The organism is Prevotella herbatica (genome assembly GCF_017347605.1).
Taxonomy (GTDB): Bacteria; Bacteroidota; Bacteroidia; order Bacteroidales; family Bacteroidaceae; genus Prevotella; species Prevotella herbatica.
This window is the reverse complement of record NZ_AP024484.1, coordinates 1,565,852-1,585,039: the sequence shown is the minus strand read 5'-3', so window position 1 is coordinate 1,585,039 and position 19,188 is coordinate 1,565,852. Positions and strand designations below refer to the sequence as shown.

Here is a 19,188-nt window from a genome sequence, read left to right as displayed (position 1 = left end):
TTTAAAAATAAAGTTATTTCTTGAAAAGATGCGGAACAAACTCCTTCAGACAACGGCGCCATGTGAGCCATTCATGAAGTGTTCCAGGAGATACATAGCTATCAACCTTAACACCAGCTTGTCGCAAATTATCAATCAGTTTGTCTGTACCCATATTCTCTAAACTTCCACATCCAAGGAACAGATAATGCAGTTTTGAATTTACTTCATCAGGACGTGAGAAAATACCGTCATAAGTCTTATTCACATCAAGTCCAAATATTGCACCACTGAATCCTCCTGCATAAGAGAACTTGTCAAGATTAGTAAATACAATGTCAAAAGTCTGATGTCCACCCCATGACAATCCTGCCATTGCGCGGTTGTCGCGATCAGTCTTTGTACGGAATGTCTTGTCAATGGTAGGAATAAGGTCATTAAGCATTACCTTATAGAATGTTGCGCCATAAGAACTACGTCCAGCTTCATTTGGCCCACCTTTGAAAGGAGCTTTGACATCACCGCTTTCCATGACTACGATCATAGGAACAGCTTCTCCACTTTGGATAAGGTTATCCATAATGTTCTGCATCTGACCCTGATGACTCCATCCTGTTTCATCTTCTCCCATACCGTGCTGCAAATATAGTACTGGATAACGCTTGTTTCCTTTTTCATATTCAGCAGGAGTATAAACCATTGCACGTCTCCATTCTTTTGTAGACTCTGCATAATAGCTTAAAGAGCGAACCTGTCCCTTAGCTACGCCCTGCTGTGGACGATAGTAATTGCCTTCTTCACCTTCAGGAATCTCGATACCTCCTGCTTGACGACAACATCCAAAGAATGTATCACTTGCTGGATCAACAATCTGCACACCATCAACAAACATAAAGTAATAATGAAAACCTACGACCAATGGATCGGTAACAGCTGTCCAAACTCCTTTTTCATCACGCTGCATATCATACTTCTTTCCACATACATCCACCTTAACATTTTTGGCAGATGGTGCATAAAGACTGAAATAAGCACGATGGTTGCTATCTATCTTAGGGAATTCATTTCCGGGTTCTGCTGTTGAAGCAACAACTGCATCAGCAGGAATTGCAATCGGTGTAAATACAGGATAACCTAAAAGTGACAACATCTTGTAAGCATAACGACGTCCAAGTTCACGATAACCAGCTGCATCGAAATGCAAATCATCAGGACCACTTGTGCAACCTTCCGAAGAAATCACATGAGCAGTATGAATGGTTTCTGGCAGTGCGTCGATAATAGGATTCATTGCCGCACAACGTCCTTTACCACCAGCTCTTACTACTTCTCCTGCAAGCAATGGCACGTCTTCAGACTTCAGTTTCAAATCAGCAATTAACTGATTATACACAAATGCCACTTTGTTTCCCCACATTCGGTCTCCAGTGTTTGACTCTCCCTGATGAAGTAGGATGCCTTTTATCACACCTACTTTCTGGGCTTTCTTAGCCAATTCAACTAGTCTCTTATATGGATTGTTGCCATAAGCCTTTAACATACCCTTCATCCACTGAGGAGCGCGAGTCTTCACGTAGTTATCAACAGAATCACGCATAAAGGTTTCTATGTGACATCCACCTACTGCTACAGTGATAACACCCACTTTTACGTCTTTCGGCAAACGTTCTACCATAGTTCTACCAAAGTAATCAACGGGAGTGAGTCCTGTGTTCTCACGACACAAAGGTGGAATAGCAGTGTACCATTGTCCCATCTTTCTGCCTAATTTGTGGTCATCCACAGCAGCCATCATCTGGAATCTACTGTCAACACCCTCCAAATCCTCTTGTTCAATTTTTGCATTGCCCTCCATATTAGATTGCCCAAAACAAAGGAAGATGTAAAAGTTCTTGTCAGGTGCTGCTTTTACTGCCAACACCGACGTAACCATAGCTGCGCCAACAAGAAGGCGTCTCAATAATACGTTTTTTCGTTTCATGTTTTCTGATTATTATTAACAACAGTTACAAAGTTAAGCATTATTATATATATATATTATAATAAGAGTTGCATAAACTTCTCTTTATGTAACATATTCCTTATTTTGCGTTTCAAAGACTTTATCTTATGTAACATTTTGGCGAAATTAAAATACGTTTTGCTTTGCATTTCCACCCTATTGCTGTATCTTTGCAGAAATATATCGAAACTTTACCTAGACAACATGAAATGCTTTTTAATTTTACTATCACTACTATTTACTGTTAATACCAATGCACAGATCGGCAAACTATACAATGGGGACAACCAACTGTCAAGTAGTTTTGTCAACAATGTTTTTCAAGACAAGGACGGTTACATGTGGATTGCAACACGCAATGGTTTGAACAGATATGACGGATACCAATTCAAAATTTTGAAAAAGGAAAACAAGGTATTCGGACTAACAAGCAACTATATTAACTGTGTATACCAAGACAGCCAAGGAACATTATTCATTGGCACAAATAATGGTGTGCAGAAAATGGTTAATGGAAAATTTGAGGATTTTGTCCTACTTAGGCCAAACGGCAAAAGAATAAAAACATACATAACAGGGATTCTGCAACTTAAAAACGGTGATATCATCGTTAGTAGTTCTGGATATGGAGTAATGAAACTAAAAGGAAAATATGGAACTCCTTATGCTAAAATACCCAAAAACACGAATTATATAGTTCACATGCTGGAGGACAAACACGGTCAACTGTGGTTGGTTACAGAAGACAAGGGATTACTATGCATTAAGGGGAACAGTATAAAACAATATTTTCTTAGTGCAAACGAGAAAGCATCCATAAAAGACGGGGATATTTGCGAAGACAAAAAAGGAAACATATATGTAGGCACCAATGGAATGGGACTATGGAAATTAAACAACGGTGCAAAACAGTTTGCGCTGATAAAGTCTACTGCCAAAATGCCTATCAAAGATTTATATATTGACCATCAAGGAAATGTATTGCTTGGATGCGACGGTATCGGATTATATGTTTACTATCCTAACACTGGTCAGCTTTCAGCAAATCCATTCTATAGCAATGACATAAGTCTTCCTAAGACAAAAATACAAACTATTGTTGAAGACCGGAACGGAAATATATGGCTTGGAATGATGCAAAAGGGCGTATTCATGCAACCTGCTAAAAGACGAAATTTCGGATACATGGGTCCAAAACTTGGAACGTTCAATTATATAGGAACAAACTGCGTTACAAGTATCATTCAAGATACCCGACGCAGACTATGGGTTGGTACGGATAAAGATGGATTATATCTTCTGGATAGCAACAAAAAACTGATAAGGCACTACACAAACGTTCCTGGAGCGATTTTGTGCATGTCTGAAGATAAATTCGGACGTATCTGGATTGGCAGCTATCAGCAGGGATGCGGATGGGTTGACGGAGAATCCGCAGCATACCATCCTGTTGACATAAAAGCAGGAGGTAGTTCAAGCATATTCGGTATGGATGTTGACAAAAGTGGCAACATCTGGTTTGCTACTATGGGACAAGGACTTATAAGACTAAATCTCACCGACTATAGCATCACACAATACAGAATGAAAGAGGGTGCCGATCTTAACAGACATATTAACTCACTTCCAAACGACTATCTTGCCAAGATTAAAGTTTCACATGACGGAACGAAAATATATGTGGCTAGTTCTGTAGGAATGAGTTGTCTTGATATAAAGAGCGGTAGCTGGCTCAGTGTTTTCGGAAACAACTGTCCAAATTATGCTACTTTCTCACGCATTGTATGTGAAGATCATCAAGGACATATATGGATGGGTACAAACGATGGGCTTTACTGCTATAATCTTAAAAGCAGACAAAGTAAAATGTACACCATGCAAAATGGTCTGCCTGATAATGGAATTGCCTGTATTGAACAAGACAAGAAAGGGCGTTTGTGGATAGGAACTGACCATGGATTATGCTGTATGACAACAGAAGGAAAGGTGATAAGTTGCTACTATGCTAACAATGGTCTTCAAAGTAATGAATTCTCAGATGGAGCATCTTTCGTGTGTAAAGACGGACACACGATGTATTTCGGAGGTACTGATGGTATCAACTGGTTTGATGCAATTAAGACCAACAACATGTCGTGGAAAGCGAATGTTATTATTACAGGGATAATAATCGGCAATAAAGAAAGAAATACTGATATTATGGGCGACAATTTCAATCTGGAATATGAGGACAATTCTTTTTCTATCCACCTTTCTACGCTCACATACGATGATCCAAACAATATTACTTACCTATACAGTATAAACGGTGAAGAGTGGACTCGTCTGCAACCAGGCATGAATGAGATTACTTTCAGCCACCTTTCTCCTGGTACATATAAGTTCCGAGTAAAAGCCATGTATAACAACATGTCTTCACAAATAAAGGAATTCACTATGCACATATCTTCACCATGGTATAGTTCTACGGTTGCTTATATTCTATATTTAATCATCATCGGCGTAATAATATATTTCATATACCATTATCAAAAGCGCAAGGAATATGACCGAATGCAGATTCAGGAGCATATTCATGCAGAACAGATGGGTGAAGCTAAGTTGAGGTTTTTCATGAACATCAGCCATGATATACGCACCCCTATGACGCTTATAGTCTCACCATTGCTTCAATTAATCAAGGAAGATGATGATATGCATCGTCGAAGTGTGTATGAAACGATAAAGAGAAATGCCGAGCGCATACTTCATCTTATTAATCAGATGATGGACCTTAGAAAGATCGATAAGGGTATGCTTACTATGCACATGCAAGAGACTGATATGGTGAATTTCATAGATGATGTTTATTCATTGTTCAGCGATCAAGCAAAGATAAAAGACATTGATTTCAATTTTACCCACGATAGTGATGCCTTGTCTTTATGGATAGACAGACACAACTTCGATAAAGTATTGGTTAATATCATCTCGAATGCATTCAAGTTCACTCCTACTGGTGGAAAAATTGATATTGAACTTACGCATAACGATTCTGAAGCAAATATTACCATAAGAGACAACGGAGAAAAAATTCCGGAAGAGAATATCAAACGCATTTTTGAACGCTTTTATCAAGCTCAAAACTCCGCAAACGATAATAATATGGGCACTGGAATAGGACTTGACCTTGCCCGTTCGTTAGTAGAACTTCATTATGGTGATATTCAGGCACATAACATTGAGAATGGTGACGGTTGTGAATTTGTCGTTACGCTACCACTTGGCAATTCACATCTTAAACCAGAAGAGATGGTCACCGAAGATGATGATAACAAAAAGACTGATTTAATTGAACTGAGCGAAGAGAATGATTTGTCTGGCGTTGAAGATAATAAAATGAGCCCTGATAAGATTGACATCCTCAACGAGCAGTTATCTAACCGTAAGAGACAAACGATAGTAATAGCAGAGGATGATGACGAAATCAGACAATACCTTGAGCGCGAATTATCTGGAGATTTCTACGTAATAGCTTGTCCAAATGGTAAGGAAGCTTTAACGGCTATCATGAAAGAAATTCCTTCTCTTATTATTAGCGATGTCATGATGCCCGTCATGGACGGTAACGAACTTTGTTCACGCGTAAAGAGCAATATCAATACTAACCATATCCCTGTTATAATGCTTACTGCTAAAAGCCGTGACGAAGACCGACTTGAGGGATTGGAAATGGGTGCTGATACATATATCGTAAAGCCTTTCAATCTGGATATACTTCGACGCACGATCATAAACTTGCTACATCAACGTGAACTACTGCGTAATAAATTCAACGGATCTGAATCACAAGAGAACAACCTTGAGAAGATAAATGTTGAATCACCTGATAACAAACTTCTAAACCGCATTATGAGCGTCATAAACAATAACCTTAGCGACCCATCCTTAAATGTGGACATGATTGCTCAGGAAGTTGGAATTAGTCGTGTACACCTACATAGAAAGATGAAGGAACTAACAAATCAAACTCCTCACGACTTCATACGCAACCTAAGATTAAAACAGGCAGCACATTTATTGGAACAGGGATACCAGAATATTACTGAAGTAATGTTCGCATGCGGATTCACAAATCCAGCATCATTCTCAACAATGTTCAAAAACCTATACGGTAGGTCTCCACGTGAATATATGAAGAATTAAAAGTAGATCTATAAACATGATAAAGCCCTCTTGAAGATTAATTCAAGAGGGCTTTTCATTATCACTTCTCAAATACTTAACAATTACTAACTTGCTATTTTAATCATTCTGCCGAAAGTTCCAACACCCTACTCGACCATGCCGTCTGTTTTCCCCAGTCCACACTATGGTTATAAGGCATTTCCAAGCCGTGACTCATAAGATATTCACCGCTATAGCTCTTTCCCTCACAGTCAAGAGGTTTATTGTCGATACGGTTAAGTTCATGGACCTTGTACATTTTGTTTGCATCAAGACCAGCCATCTTTATCAATGGCAAGTGCTGATTGATAAATGTCTCCGTCTTCCACCAATAGAATACAGCCTTCTGCTTTGCATCATCAACATACATAAGACTTGCTACACCTTTCTTCTCAAAAGGACTTTGCAGTCTGTATATATTTCCTAACTGCACAATAGGGCGTATCTCTTTATACTCTTTGATAGCCTGACGGCACAGAGCCTTTTCCTCTTCAGTCATATTCTTTGGCTGAATTTCCATGCCCAATCTTCCGCTCATAGCAACGTCAATACGATATTTCAATGGTATAACACGCTGTGTCTGATGATTTGGAGCAGCACTGATATGACACGCCATTGCTATTGCTGGGAAGAAATAACTAGTACCCCATTGCATATAAACACGCTGTAAAGCATCTGTATCATCACTTGTCCAGAATTCATCAAACCATGGGAGCACTCCCCAATTGGCTCTTCCGCCACCGCTTGCGCAAGCCTGAATCACTAAGTCTGGGTACTTTGCACGAATACGCTTACACACATTCTCAAAACCACGATGATATTCTATATACAAATGACTCTGATTATTCATTGGAAGATATTGGGAACCATGATTCATTATTGGCATATTTGCATCCCATTTGATATAGGCAAGAGCTGGATATTTCTTCATCAGATTGTCTACTATACTAAACACAAAATTCTGCACCTTCGGATTAGCCAAGTCCAACACTACCTGCGTGCCTCCTCGTCCCAATACGGCATCGCGGTTAGGCGCCTTGATAATCCAGTCGGGATGCTTTTCGTAAAGTTCACTTACAGTGTTTGCCATCTCAGGCTCAATCCATAGACCGAATTTCACACCATGTTTCTTTGCATCTCTAAGAAGTCCGTCAATGCCATCAGGTAGCTTGTTCTTATCAACTACCCAGTCACCAAGACTTGAATTATCCGTTTTACGGGGATATTTATCACCAAACCATCCATCATCCATCACAAACAGTTCTCCGCCCATAGAGGCGATATCAGCCATCATCTGGTCCATTCCTTTCTGGTTGATGTCAAAGTAAACACCTTCCCATGAGTTCAGTAGTATATCGCGAACCTTGTTTCCGTGCATCAATTTATATTCACGTCCCCATTTATGGAAATTACGGCTCGCACCGCTAAGTCCTTCTTTTGAAAACGTAAGCGCAAGAACTGGGGTTGTAAATGTCTCCCCCTTTGCAAGATGATATTCCGAGTTGTCGGGATTTATGCCAGCAAAGAAATAATGATAGTCGGTATCATCTGTGACCGTCTTTAGTTCATAATTTCCACTATAGCATATTGCTGCACCGATGACATTACCCTCATTTTCACGAGCCTTACCATCAAGAGAGAACATCACCTCACCATGCGAGGTGTGGCTATTCCGAACTCCGTCTTTGTTACTGATAACCATTTCTCCTGGTGCCAGCGGTTCTTCTGATACCTGAGACTCATTAGCCCATGAACCATACAGATGACTTATCCAAACATCTCCACGACGTATAGGCAACATTGCTGATTCAAATTCGGTTAGAGTAACAGTTCCTTTTTCCTCATTCTTCACGTCTGTCCATGCCTCTATCATATCTACATCGTTATAAGCACGGTAATACATATTTACCTTTATATTATATACAGGATCTTTAAGGTGTATTATAGTAATAGTTGCGTTCCCGTCTTGCTTATATGACACGCCTGTAGCAACAAGAACTGTAGACATGTTTCCGTCACTGTGGCGCATTGCCAATGCAGCTTCTGCCGGACAGTTCATTCCATAGGCTGGATATGCAGCCATTCTTCCTCCACTGGGAACTGATAGATTCTTAAGGTCTGCGGCATTTAATCTGCTTCCGAAATAAACATACTGAGGCTGTGCCCCTTTTTCCACATTCAGCACCATTGAGATGCTATGAGTCTGTACCACAACCTGCTCTGCAGATGCAGCGGCAGACCCCATAAATAGTAATGCTAATAATAGTTTAAATTTCATTATGATATTAGTGTTGATTCAACTTTGCAAAACTACAAATAATAAATGAATAACACTAATACTTTTTTTGCCATTTGTGATATTAAAGAAAATCCCTGCAACACCATATTTGGGTTGCAGGGATTATTATATCTCAATAATGTTTATTGCAGTTTATCCTATAAAAGGATTACTCTGCATTGTGCTCATTATTTTCGTTACTTCCGTTGTTTTCCTCAACGTTATCTTTGTGCTCGAAACGACGGCCACCACCTTCGTAGCGATCATCATCATGACGTGGACGACGGTTGTAATTATCATGACGGTCATCATCACGACGTGGGCGGAAATCACCCTCGCGACGTGGACGATACTCACCACGCTCACCACGGTCGTTACGATCAGGACGTGGGCGACGCTCACGCTCTACATAACCTTCTGGCTTCTCTAGCAATGCACGACGAGAGATCTTGTATTTACCAGTCTTAGGATCAATCTCCATCAACTTAACCTTAATCTTGTCGCCTTCATGGATACCAGCCTCTTCAACAGTTTCAAGACGTTTCCAGTCAATCTCACTGATATGAAGTAAACCATCCTTACCAGGAAGAATCTCTACGAAGCAACCATAAGGCATGATGCTGCGAACTGTTCCCTCGTAAACCTCACCAACTTCAGGAACTGCAACGATAGACTTGATCTTGTTCATAGCTGCATCAATGCTGTCCTTGTTAGGAGCTGAAATCTGGATATGTCCCTTACCGTCAGCCTCATCAATAGTGATTGTAGCACCGGTTTCTTCCTGCATCTGCTGGATAATCTTTCCACCAGGGCCGATGATAGCTCCGATGAATTCCTTAGGAATATCAAGAGTCTCAATACGTGGAACCTGTGGCTTCAATTCAGCACGTGGTTCAGACATAGTCTCAAGCATCTTGTCCAAGATGTGCTCACGTCCAGCCTTAGCCTGCATAAGAGCCTGCTCAAGTATTTCGAAGCTCAAACCGTCACACTTGATATCCATCTGTGTAGCAGTAAGACCGTCTTTTGTACCTGTTGTCTTGAAGTCCATATCACCAAGGTGGTCTTCATCACCAAGGATATCACTCAAAATAGCATATTTATCTTCGCCTGGATTCTTAATCAATCCCATTGCGATACCACTTACTGGCTTCTTGATAGGAACACCAGCATCCATAAGTGCAAGAGTTCCTGCACAAACACTAGCCATAGAAGAAGAACCGTTAGATTCAAGAATCTGACTTACAAGACGAACTGTATAAGGATAATTCTCAGGAATCTGACCCTTCAAACCACGCCATGCCAAGTGACCGTGACCAATCTCTCTACGGCCTACACCGCGCTGAGCCTTAGCCTCACCTGTTGAGAATGGAGGGAAGTTATAGTGAAGAAGGAAACGCATGTAACTCTTTCCGAGTACATCGTCAACCATCTTTTCATCAAGCTTTGTACCAAGAGTACATGTAGAAAGAGACATTGTCTCACCACGCTGGAAGATTGCACTTCCGTGAGGCATTGGCAATGCATCAACCTCGCACCAGATAGGACGGATGTCTGTAGTCTTACGACCATCGAGACGCATACCTTCATCAAGGATACAACGGCGCATTGCGTCACGCATAACATCGTCATAATAACGATGAGCCTCAGCATGCTTCTCTTCCAAATCATCAGCTGAAAGATCTGTATGAGCTGCATCGTAAGCTTCAAGGAAGTCTGCGAGAATCTTGTCGAAAGCATCCATACGTGCATGCTTCTCAAGAGCCTGCTTGTTTACGTCGTAAACAGGAGTATAGAGTTCCTTCTTAATCTGATCGCGGAGTTCTTCATCATTTATTTCATCCTCGTACTCACGCTTTACGTCAGTACCAAGTTCCTTAGAAAGTTCTGTTTGAATTAGGCACATTGGCTTAATAGCATCTGCTGCAGCCTTCAATGCATCAATAAGATCCTGCTCTGAAACCTCTTTCATTTCACCTTCAACCATCATGATATTGTCTGTTGTTGCACCGACCATAAGGTCCATGTCAGCATCAGCCATCTGCTGGAATGTTGGGTTAATCACGTATTCACCGTTTACACGAGCTACGCGAACCTCTGAAATAGCGTAATCAAAAGGAATGTCTGAACAAGCCATGGCTGCAGAAGCTGCAAAACCTGCCAATGCATCAGGCTGATCTACGCCGTCTGCAGAAAGCAACATAACCTGAACATAAACTTCAGCATGGTAATTAGAAGGGAAAAGTGGACGAAGTACACGATCCACCAATCTTGAGGTTAAAATCTCATTGTCACTTGCTTTACCTTCGCGTTTTGTGAATCCTCCAGGGAAACGACCTGCAGCACTATACTGCTCACGATAATCCACCTGCAAAGGCATAAAATCTGTTCCCGGAACCGCATCCTTTGCTGCACAAACAGTTGCTAGAAGTACAGTGTTGCCCATGCGTATAACCGCAGCGCCATCAGCCTGTTTTGCAACCTTTCCGGTCTCAATTGAGATGGTTCTTCCATCTGGCAATTGAACTGTTTTTGTAATAACGTTCATCTAAAAATTTAAAATAACTTATTGTTTTATCTACATCTTATAATACTGGGCAAAGATACCGATTACATATGAAAAAAAAGAATAAACGCATAATTATTTTAGATTTTTAATCATAATGCCATATTGAGTCCTTCTCTTATCGGCTAGAGACGGTTGTTGAAAAGTGAACATAGGCAATTATTACTACTTCTTCACATGTCTGCCATTATGTTCTTCTTACGCAAAATAGCATGCTTACTTTTTATGTTGACCATCTAAATCACTAGGTGTGCTAATCTCTTTAGTATAGCTACCGTCAACAGAATGTATTTTGCCATGATTATCTAATTTTACATAGAATCCTATCTCCATATTTTTCTTTGTATCAAAATCATAGAGAGGATATCTAACAAGATACATAGAGGGGCCCTTTTTCTCTATTTTTAAATAGGACAATGAACTAAGATCAATTCCCCAGTTACCTGTAACAAAATCTTCCGCTGGAGATTTAGGATTTTCCAACTCATCAATAACCTTTTTTTTGAATGAGTCCGAAGCATATTTATCAAGAAGACTCTTGAACTCATTAAGATACTTATCATAGTCATTAATATCTGAAATTACAGCATAGTTCGAGTAAAAAGTACGAATAGACACTTGATTATGATCAGATTGTTGCTGAGCACAACACGTTTCTGGGTATATTATAGATACCAAAAGCATCAGTGTAATAAAAAAATGTTTCATCGTTTTAAATCATTATTGTTTCTATAAATTTTATATGTAGAACGTTTCTGCATGCTTACTTTTTATGTTGACCATCTAAATCATTAGGATTATTGATTTCTTTAGTATAATTGCCAGTAACTGACTGTATTTTACCATGATTATCCAATGTTACATTGAGTCCAATCTCAATATATTTTTTGGTATCAGAATCATAAATAGGATAACTGACAAGATAATGAGCTCCTCTTTTTTCTACTTTTAAATTATCCAAAGATAGTTTCTGAATACCATGATCATCTGTAACAATATCTGCTCCTGGACTATTCGGATCATCTAACTCTGATAAGACAGACTGTTTGAAAGAACTTGAAACATATTCATCAAGTAAAACTGTATACTGCTTGTAATACTCATCATAATTAGTTAACTCATAAATTGACCCATATTTGCAATAAAACAGACGTACATTTATTTGATTACTATCTACTTGCTGCTGAGCTTGGCAAACTATTGGCAATATAAATAAAGCCAAGAGTAAAAATTTTATTAAACGCTTTTTCATTATTAAGTTTTAAAATTCCATATTCCCCATCAATTTTAATGTCACTGACAATTAAATCTAAAGGATTTCATAAATGAATTTAGAATATTTCTATGATAAGAGATTGCATAAGTTCTTACTTAATTTCCTTTAAAATAATTCCATCTATCTCTACAAAGATTGGCTTTGAAATCACTTTAGATGTAAAAGCCCCATTTTCTGTTTCTATAGAGATTGATTTAGGACTTGACTTTTGATTATCTATATAGACTATAGCTGCGAAATAGTGTGTCTCGTTGAAATAACTATAAGGATAACTACCTATATCAAGGCAAAGATTATTGATTATATATGGCATATCACTTAGATGCTTTACCATTTTGCATGTTAAGTATCTATGGTGTTCATACATATCTATGTATTTATATTCAACATTTAAGAGATCATACGGAATACCATATATTTTATCTAATCCTCTTATACTATCTGATAATAATATTGATTTATCATCCGTGATTTTGATTTTATTTATCAAGCTTGAAATGCCATCTAAATACTGTTTGAATCCCATAAGTTGCTTACGCTTGTTGGCATCTTTTAATTTAACCACAATCAAATAATAACTTCCATGCTTTTTGTTTGAAAATGCCATCCCTTTGATATTGATTTTTTGCATCGAGACCCCATCAACATCATAGCTAGGAATAACAGTCTGCTGACAAAAATATAATGTAGCACAAATACAAATAACTATTGCCAATATCCAAATGATTATTCTTTTCATAATTATATAATTTATTAGGAAGTAATGAACTTGATTATTGCTGTTTATCTAAATCATTAGGATTATTAATTTCTTTAGTATAGCTGCCACTAATAGACTGTATTTTACCATGATAATCCAAAGTTACATCGAGTCCAATCTCAATATATTTCTTTTCATCAGAATCATAAATAGGATAACTGACAAGATAGTAAGCTCCTCTTTTTTCTACTTTTAAATTATCCAAAGATAGTTTCTGAATACCATGATCATCTGTAGCAATATCTGCTCCTGGACTATTAGAATCATCTAACTCTGATAAGACAGACTGTTTAAAAGAACTTGAAGCATATTCATCAAGTAAGGCTGTATACTGCTTATAAAAATCATCAAAATTAGGTAACTGACAAATGGGCGCATATTTGCAATAAAACAGGCGTACATTTATTTGATTACTATCTACTTGCTGCTGTGCTTGGCAAACTGTTGGCAATATGAATAAAGCCAAGAGTAAAAATTTTATTAAGTGCTTTTTCATTATAATTAGATTTTTTAGTGTCGCTGTATTAGATAAAATATGCGAATTTTATTTAATTGCAAATATATAGCTTTTTTCCTAATTTCGAGTTCCTAATTTGTATCAAATGCTTTATGAATTGTATCAAAGATGAAATCCACTTGCGTAATATATGCCTATGAACCTATATTGTAGAAAAAGAGAAAGCCTGTAAGAGTATTCTTACAGGCTTCCTTCTTAGTATTCATTTCCCTTAGTGATGCTTGGGCCATCAATAATTTCGGGATTAGGAATTCCAGAATGGATATCACTATAAGCTTTATGTATATCTGAAAGATCTATTGAAATATCTTTGTTTACAGGTCGATCCTTATCAACCAAACTGTGAGAGAACAACCAATCGTATGTCTTTTTAAGATAAAATATACGAGCAGGAGTACCATGATTAGCTCCTTGAAGCCAATTATATCTCAAACGAGTATCATTTCCTGAATTCTGCAATTTATCCACGACAACTTCTGACTGCTTAATAGACACTGCCCTATCCGCTGTTCCATGAATAATCCAAAATGGCAATTTGCCTAATCCGCTTACATCATGAAGTGAAGTTCCGCCACAAAGAGCCATTCCTGCAGCTATACGGTCAGGATATGTTGCACATACATCCATTGTCCCATAACCGCCAAGACTCATACCTAGCACATAAACTCTTGTAGAATCACATTTATAGTTTGCTTTTACCCAATCAAGCACCTGCATAATCTTTTTTGGGCTCCATGCCCCACCAGGGTTTTGCGGAACAATAGTAATGGCATCTATTTCACGACCTTTTACAATAGCATCCAGAGGTCCATAGCGTCTTACCCTATTTAGATTATGGCCACACAAACTTGCACCATGAAGAAATATCACGACAGGAGTAGTCTCCAATGAATAAAAATAATCCTGCGGAGTATATACCCAAAAGTTATATCCTCCTGGTATCTGGTTCTTCACCGGACGCAGGAAATCATAGGCTGAAGCGTTTAATGAAACAAGCATCAGCAACAATATATATATTGTTTTTTTCATAGAAACAGAGAACTTATTGATTTTCAAAGATATAACAAATAAAAAGCATCACAAAATTATTTAGACATTTATTGCCTAATTATAGTATTATTAAGATATTTGATGCATCTAAAAATATCAAGTTTTCTCTATATTATTGTAGCTTTTATTCTTAACACTTACATTTGTTGAAACGTCGAACAGTATATGTTTAAAGATTCTATGACATGTTATTATTTAAAACGTTACCATTTCAAATAACCATATTTTCCTTTGTACCACAACTGTACTGAATTAATTAAATTTTGCCAGATAACATAAGCACACGGCGCAATAACTGCTGTTGGGTTAAGAAAGGAAAGCATTAGCCATATTCCTATAACAGTATTTTTTTGCCCCAACGCCTGACCGCCAGCAATACTCTCTCCCCAGAAACCACCAACCAATTTACCAATACCAAAAAGCAATAAGGAAATAATCAACGGTAAAATAATCAATAAAGCCATTGTTGTACCCATAAGCTGTGAACGGGTAATCATTCTCACTGTCAACCCCATAACAATAGAAAGGTTGAAGGACCACAAATAAAAAGCTATATTAGATTTTGACTTAAGCCAGGTTATAATCTTCGGTAAGAACCTTCTCGTAAATAACGCCAGTAATAAAGGCAATACCAAAACTAAAAGGACACGTTTAAGTACCATCAGAAAAGCGAAGAGGAAAGTAATATCCGCTGATTTCTCTACCATTGGAAAGAAAAGAGGAATAATGATAGAGGTAAAGCAGTTCGCTATAATCATATATACAGTCATAGAAGCTATACTTCCACCAAGTTTTTCCGTGATAACAGGGGCGGCAGCGGCAGTAGGACAAATAACACAGATAAAGACTCCTTCTAAGATCATTTTAGTTTCAGGCGATGTTGTCCAAGAAATAAGTAAAACTACACTTGCTGAAAGTAATGTACGAATACCTTGTAAACAGAAATGCCAAGTACGAGGTCGAAATTCATCAAGCTTGATCTTACAGAAGGTGACATAAAGCATCGTAAAAATAACAAAAGGCATCAAACTTACCAAACGAGGACCAACAACATCGCCTATTGGTACAAGAAACGATATACGTGAAAAAAGAAGATAAATTATTGTTCCCGCACATATAGCAAAAAGCAATGTCCATTGTTTGATAAATTTTATTATACTCATAAGACCAAACCTAATTTTATTTTTTACAAAGGTACGGCAATTTGACAACAATGCAAAAAACTAAGCTTATAAATTTATAAAATACTGGTTGCAAATAAGAATATAATACTTCTTTAGAATACCTTTTATTGCAATAAAAATATTTTTTTTGCGAGTTTTTAATGCCGTTTCCTACATGTTTTTGCGAAACGTATTGTTATACAATACGTTAGATGATGTAGGTAAGTCCGTTCTTATACATTTTTGGGAGTGATTAGGGCCTAATCACTCTGTTGTCCTACATGCTTTACCGAGTGATTAGGCCCTAATCACTTAAAGGCGCACCGAAAAAGGTGATTTTATTTTTGTTGTGCTTCATACATTTTGCCTATAATAGGAATTGATTATAAACATTCATAGTTATACATTATACATTCTGAAACACTATACACATTTTTAAGCTGTTACTGATAATCAGTATAGTTGTATGAAATCCTTTACTGAAAAGATTGGCACATCAAAATGCTATATAAATCCATCTATTTTAAAATTTTATTTACAAATAGACAAATAGAAATAACATTCCTAGATTTATAATTCTTAAGAAAGGCATTACTGTGATTTGCTTTACAGCCAAATACACGACTTAATGGTGGGACAAAAAAAAGCGATTTTGGTATTATGCTTTGATCAAATTCCATCGTTTTAGGTACAAATACGTGCTTATAATGTAGGAACCATGTAGGAAAGATGTATGAAAAGACACTTATATACATCATGTAAACTATTGATAAACAGCTATTTAAGTCAAAAATGTAGGTAGTGTAGGTTATTTTTCTTTTTTCTGGAATCTTTTTCTATTTAGGGGGTAGCTTTCTCCATAAATGGCCCTTTATTCTAAGTCTTTTTACACGTGCTCTATTAAAAATTAATCTTTTAATTACCTTAATTTTATTGACTGTTTTCCCTTATATTTTGTTTCTTACATGAATATAGGCTACGCTCGGCATAGTTCAAGCAAACTTGGCTCTCACTTGCAAGATATTTAAATACTTTGAATATCTAGCTGCGTTCGGCATAGCTCAAGCTAGCTTGGCTCTGTCCTCACTTGCAAGATATTTTATGAGAAAGAAAAAGTATTTTTTCTTTTCATGAGTGAAGTCAACATAACCTTCTTGAAATTATTCTTTGTGAAGGCTTGTCAAAGAAATAACTAAGGATATAACAGCCATTCCCGCTCCCATAGCGCAAACACCCGTCCATTCTGCCAACTTCCATCCCCAACCAGCCAGGAAAGTTCCCAAACTGCCACCAATGAAATAGGTGGTCATAAAGATTGTATTCACTCTGTTACTGGCTTGAGGTATTTCCTGAATACATCCACTTTGATTACTAAGTTGTTGACACTGTAAGCCAACATCAATAATGACAATAGATATAGCCAATCCAGAATAACTATTACCAAAGAAAAATGCGATAACCCAACCTGTTATCTGTATTATAGCACCTGTGATGGAGAATTTACCGATACCATATTGAGGAATATATTTACCAATTCCAGAAGCAGCAACAGCACCTAAGATGCCACATAGTCCCAACATTCCTACCATATTACTTCCGGCATAAAAAGGTGCTTGACCTAAATGAAAAGCCAAACAAGACCAAACCGCCAGCATAGAGCCAAATCCAAAAGCTGCTCTGACGGAATTTAGTCGGATATTTGGATGAGCTGCAATTATCTTCAGTATAGAACGCATTAAAGAACGATAATTCCCTTGAAAGTTGGATTTCATATCTGGCATTACCCGAACAGAAATCAAACAACTGATGATCATTACTGCCGAAGCAATAAAAAACATAGCTCTCCACCCTAACCAGTTACCCACATATCCACTCACAACTCTTGCAGTCAGAATTCCTATCAACAGTCCAGAAAGTACATAGCCCATATTCCGAGCCTTATTTTCGGGGCTAGAGAACTGCCCTGCTATCGGAATGAATAACTGAGGAATCACAGAGCAAACACCAAGGAAATAGGAGGCTATCCATACCAGAATCAGACTTGGAGCAAAACCAATGATTGCCGAAGCAAGTGCTGCAGACAGCATACTGATGAGAATAATCACGCGTCGGGAATATAAATCACCCATAGGAATAATCAGAAATAATCCGGTTGCATAACCAATTTGGGTAATCACTGAAATTAAGTTAGCCTGAACTTCTGTAACAGAAAAATCCATTCGAATAAGTTCCAACAGCGGTTGATTATAATACAAATTGGCTACTGACACGCCTGCCAATATAGCCATCATTAAGATTAGATACCGAGGAATGCCTTTATTTTCTTCTAGCTTTATCATAAATAAGAAACTCCTTTTAATTTTAGAATACAAAGATACATCTATTATAGCTAATGGCAATATTTATCTCAGAAAAAGAAATGATTGTCTTTGATTTAGATGAAGAAAAGGGGCATTATGCTTAAGGTTTTCGTGAATCTTAATAGAGTAATTATCAGCGTTTATGACAATAAACATCGGGGTATGTGAAACAAGATGCGGTTGTTTCGCTGCTGCTTCAAGAAACTTTTAATCAAATACGATAGTTTAGTTTATTCTTTTCTGAAATATGTACAGTGTTTATCTTTTTATTTCGTTATATTTGCAGTATAACAATGAATTAAATAAAAGACAAAGGATAATAAAGTTTCAATAAACAATATAGCAATGAAAAAATACATACTTCTAGCTGTAATCATGCTTTCAGCATTAGCAGCAAATGCACAGACAACATGGACAAATGATCCACAACATTCAAGACTAGGATTTGTCGTTAAACATCTTATGATTTCCGAAATAGACGGGCGATTCTCGGATTTCAATGCAACAGTTATTACATCAAAGGCTGACTACAGTGATGCAAAAATTACTTTGGAGGCTAAGGTAGCAAGTATCAATACGGATGTCACGCCTCGTGACAATCATTTGAAGTCTGCTGATTTCTTTGATGCAGAGAAATATCCTACACTAACTTTTAAAAGTACCAAACTGGTAAAGTTGAATGCTAAAAAAGGCTATATATATGGTAACCTAACTTTCCATGGTATAACCAAACCAATCAGACTGAATGCGATATTCTTCGGAAAAATAATCAATCCGATGAACAAGCAAACTACTGCTGGTTTTCAGGTAACAGGAGTTGTAAAACGCTCAGATTATGATCTTGGTCCGAAATTTCCGGAGGCAATGATCAGTAATGATGTGAGAATCGTCGCAAATATAGAATTCAGTCCCAATAAATAAGAATGAAAAATAGGATAATTTGAGTGTTTAAACGGAAGTTTTCTCAGAAATTCCTTCAGTATATAACATCCCTGCTCTTAAATAATAAGAACAGGGATGTTTTTGTATCA

Annotated in this window: 12 protein-coding genes; 2 read left to right on the top strand and 10 right to left on the bottom strand. The window is 37.5% G+C overall.

From position 1 onward, the window contains the following. Nucleotides 1-13: 13 nt before the first annotated feature. Nucleotides 14-1,960, bottom strand: coding sequence for a sialate O-acetylesterase (locus prwr041_RS06000; protein ID WP_207155424.1), 1,947 nt, complete (start codon nt 1,958-1,960; stop codon nt 14-16). A gap of 225 nt (nt 1,961-2,185) precedes the next feature. On the opposite strand from prwr041_RS06000, the gene prwr041_RS05995 reads away from it, so the two are divergent. Continuing rightward, entirely contained in the window at nt 2,186-6,166 is a 3,981-nt protein-coding gene (locus prwr041_RS05995) for a hybrid sensor histidine kinase/response regulator transcription factor (RefSeq protein ID WP_207155423.1), read from the top strand. Between the two features lie 103 nt (nt 6,167-6,269). Here the strand turns inward: prwr041_RS05995 and prwr041_RS05990 are convergent, their stop codons facing one another. The 9 genes from prwr041_RS05990 to prwr041_RS05950 all read right to left on the bottom strand — a co-directional run bounded on the left by prwr041_RS05990 (nt 6,270) and on the right by prwr041_RS05950 (nt 18,136). Continuing rightward, nucleotides 6,270-8,465: an alpha-galactosidase gene (locus prwr041_RS05990; RefSeq protein ID WP_207155422.1), complete on the bottom strand. Its 2,196-nt coding sequence runs from the start codon at nt 8,463-8,465 to the stop codon at nt 6,270-6,272. A gap of 169 nt (nt 8,466-8,634) precedes the next feature. Then, nucleotides 8,635-11,013, bottom strand: coding sequence for a polyribonucleotide nucleotidyltransferase (pnp, locus tag prwr041_RS05985; RefSeq protein WP_207155421.1), 2,379 nt, complete (start codon nt 11,011-11,013; stop codon nt 8,635-8,637). A gap of 234 nt (nt 11,014-11,247) precedes the next feature. Then, on the bottom strand, nt 11,248-11,739 hold the full coding sequence (locus prwr041_RS05980) for a hypothetical protein (RefSeq protein ID WP_207155420.1): 492 nt from the start codon (nt 11,737-11,739) through the stop codon (nt 11,248-11,250). 55 nt (nt 11,740-11,794) lie between these two features. After that, nucleotides 11,795-12,283, bottom strand: a complete 489-nt coding sequence (locus prwr041_RS05975; protein WP_207155419.1) for a hypothetical protein — start codon at nt 12,281-12,283, stop codon at nt 11,795-11,797. A gap of 115 nt (nt 12,284-12,398) precedes the next feature. After that, nucleotides 12,399-13,046, bottom strand: a complete 648-nt coding sequence (locus prwr041_RS05970; protein ID WP_207155418.1) for a hypothetical protein — start codon at nt 13,044-13,046, stop codon at nt 12,399-12,401. Nucleotides 13,047-13,080: 34 nt separating this feature from the next. Continuing rightward, on the bottom strand, nt 13,081-13,563 hold the full coding sequence (locus prwr041_RS05965) for a hypothetical protein (protein WP_207155417.1): 483 nt from the start codon (nt 13,561-13,563) through the stop codon (nt 13,081-13,083). Nucleotides 13,564-13,779: 216 nt separating this feature from the next. Further along, a complete protein-coding gene (locus prwr041_RS05960) occupies nt 13,780-14,613 on the bottom strand; it encodes a carboxylesterase family protein (protein ID WP_207155416.1) in 834 nt (277 codons plus the stop codon). A gap of 224 nt (nt 14,614-14,837) precedes the next feature. Then, nucleotides 14,838-15,797 carry a transporter gene (locus prwr041_RS05955; protein ID WP_207155415.1) on the bottom strand — a complete coding sequence of 320 codons (960 nt, stop codon included), beginning with the start codon at nt 15,795-15,797 and terminating at the stop codon, nt 14,838-14,840. Between the two features lie 1,160 nt (nt 15,798-16,957). Next, nucleotides 16,958-18,136, bottom strand: coding sequence for an MFS transporter (locus tag prwr041_RS05950; RefSeq protein WP_207155414.1), 1,179 nt, complete (start codon nt 18,134-18,136; stop codon nt 16,958-16,960). 366 nt (nt 18,137-18,502) lie between these two features. Between prwr041_RS05950 and prwr041_RS05945 the strand changes: the two genes are divergently transcribed. Further along, nucleotides 18,503-19,078: a YceI family protein gene (locus prwr041_RS05945; RefSeq protein ID WP_207155413.1), complete on the top strand. Its 576-nt coding sequence runs from the start codon at nt 18,503-18,505 to the stop codon at nt 19,076-19,078. Nucleotides 19,079-19,188: the final 110 nt, after the last annotated feature.

Excerpts from the sequence above, each read along its gene's own strand:
- prwr041_RS06000 (WP_207155424.1), bottom strand. The coding sequence starts at position 1,960 with ATGAAACGAAAAAACGTATTATTGAGACGCCTTCTTGTTGGCGCAGCT.
- prwr041_RS05995 (WP_207155423.1), top strand. The coding sequence starts at position 2,186 with ATGAAATGCTTTTTAATTTTACTATCACTACTATTTACTGTTAATACC.
- prwr041_RS05990 (WP_207155422.1), bottom strand. The coding sequence starts at position 8,465 with ATGAAATTTAAACTATTATTAGCATTACTATTTATGGGGTCTGCCGCT.
- pnp (WP_207155421.1), bottom strand. The coding sequence starts at position 11,013 with ATGAACGTTATTACAAAAACAGTTCAATTGCCAGATGGAAGAACCATC.
- prwr041_RS05980 (WP_207155420.1), bottom strand. The coding sequence starts at position 11,739 with ATGAAACATTTTTTTATTACACTGATGCTTTTGGTATCTATAATATAC.
- prwr041_RS05975 (WP_207155419.1), bottom strand. The coding sequence starts at position 12,283 with ATGAAAAAGCGTTTAATAAAATTTTTACTCTTGGCTTTATTTATATTG.
- prwr041_RS05970 (WP_207155418.1), bottom strand. The coding sequence starts at position 13,046 with ATGAAAAGAATAATCATTTGGATATTGGCAATAGTTATTTGTATTTGT.
- prwr041_RS05965 (WP_207155417.1), bottom strand. The coding sequence starts at position 13,563 with ATGAAAAAGCACTTAATAAAATTTTTACTCTTGGCTTTATTCATATTG.
- prwr041_RS05960 (WP_207155416.1), bottom strand. The coding sequence starts at position 14,613 with ATGAAAAAAACAATATATATATTGTTGCTGATGCTTGTTTCATTAAAC.
- prwr041_RS05955 (WP_207155415.1), bottom strand. The coding sequence starts at position 15,797 with ATGAGTATAATAAAATTTATCAAACAATGGACATTGCTTTTTGCTATA.
- prwr041_RS05950 (WP_207155414.1), bottom strand. The coding sequence starts at position 18,136 with ATGATAAAGCTAGAAGAAAATAAAGGCATTCCTCGGTATCTAATCTTA.
- prwr041_RS05945 (WP_207155413.1), top strand. The coding sequence starts at position 18,503 with ATGAAAAAATACATACTTCTAGCTGTAATCATGCTTTCAGCATTAGCA.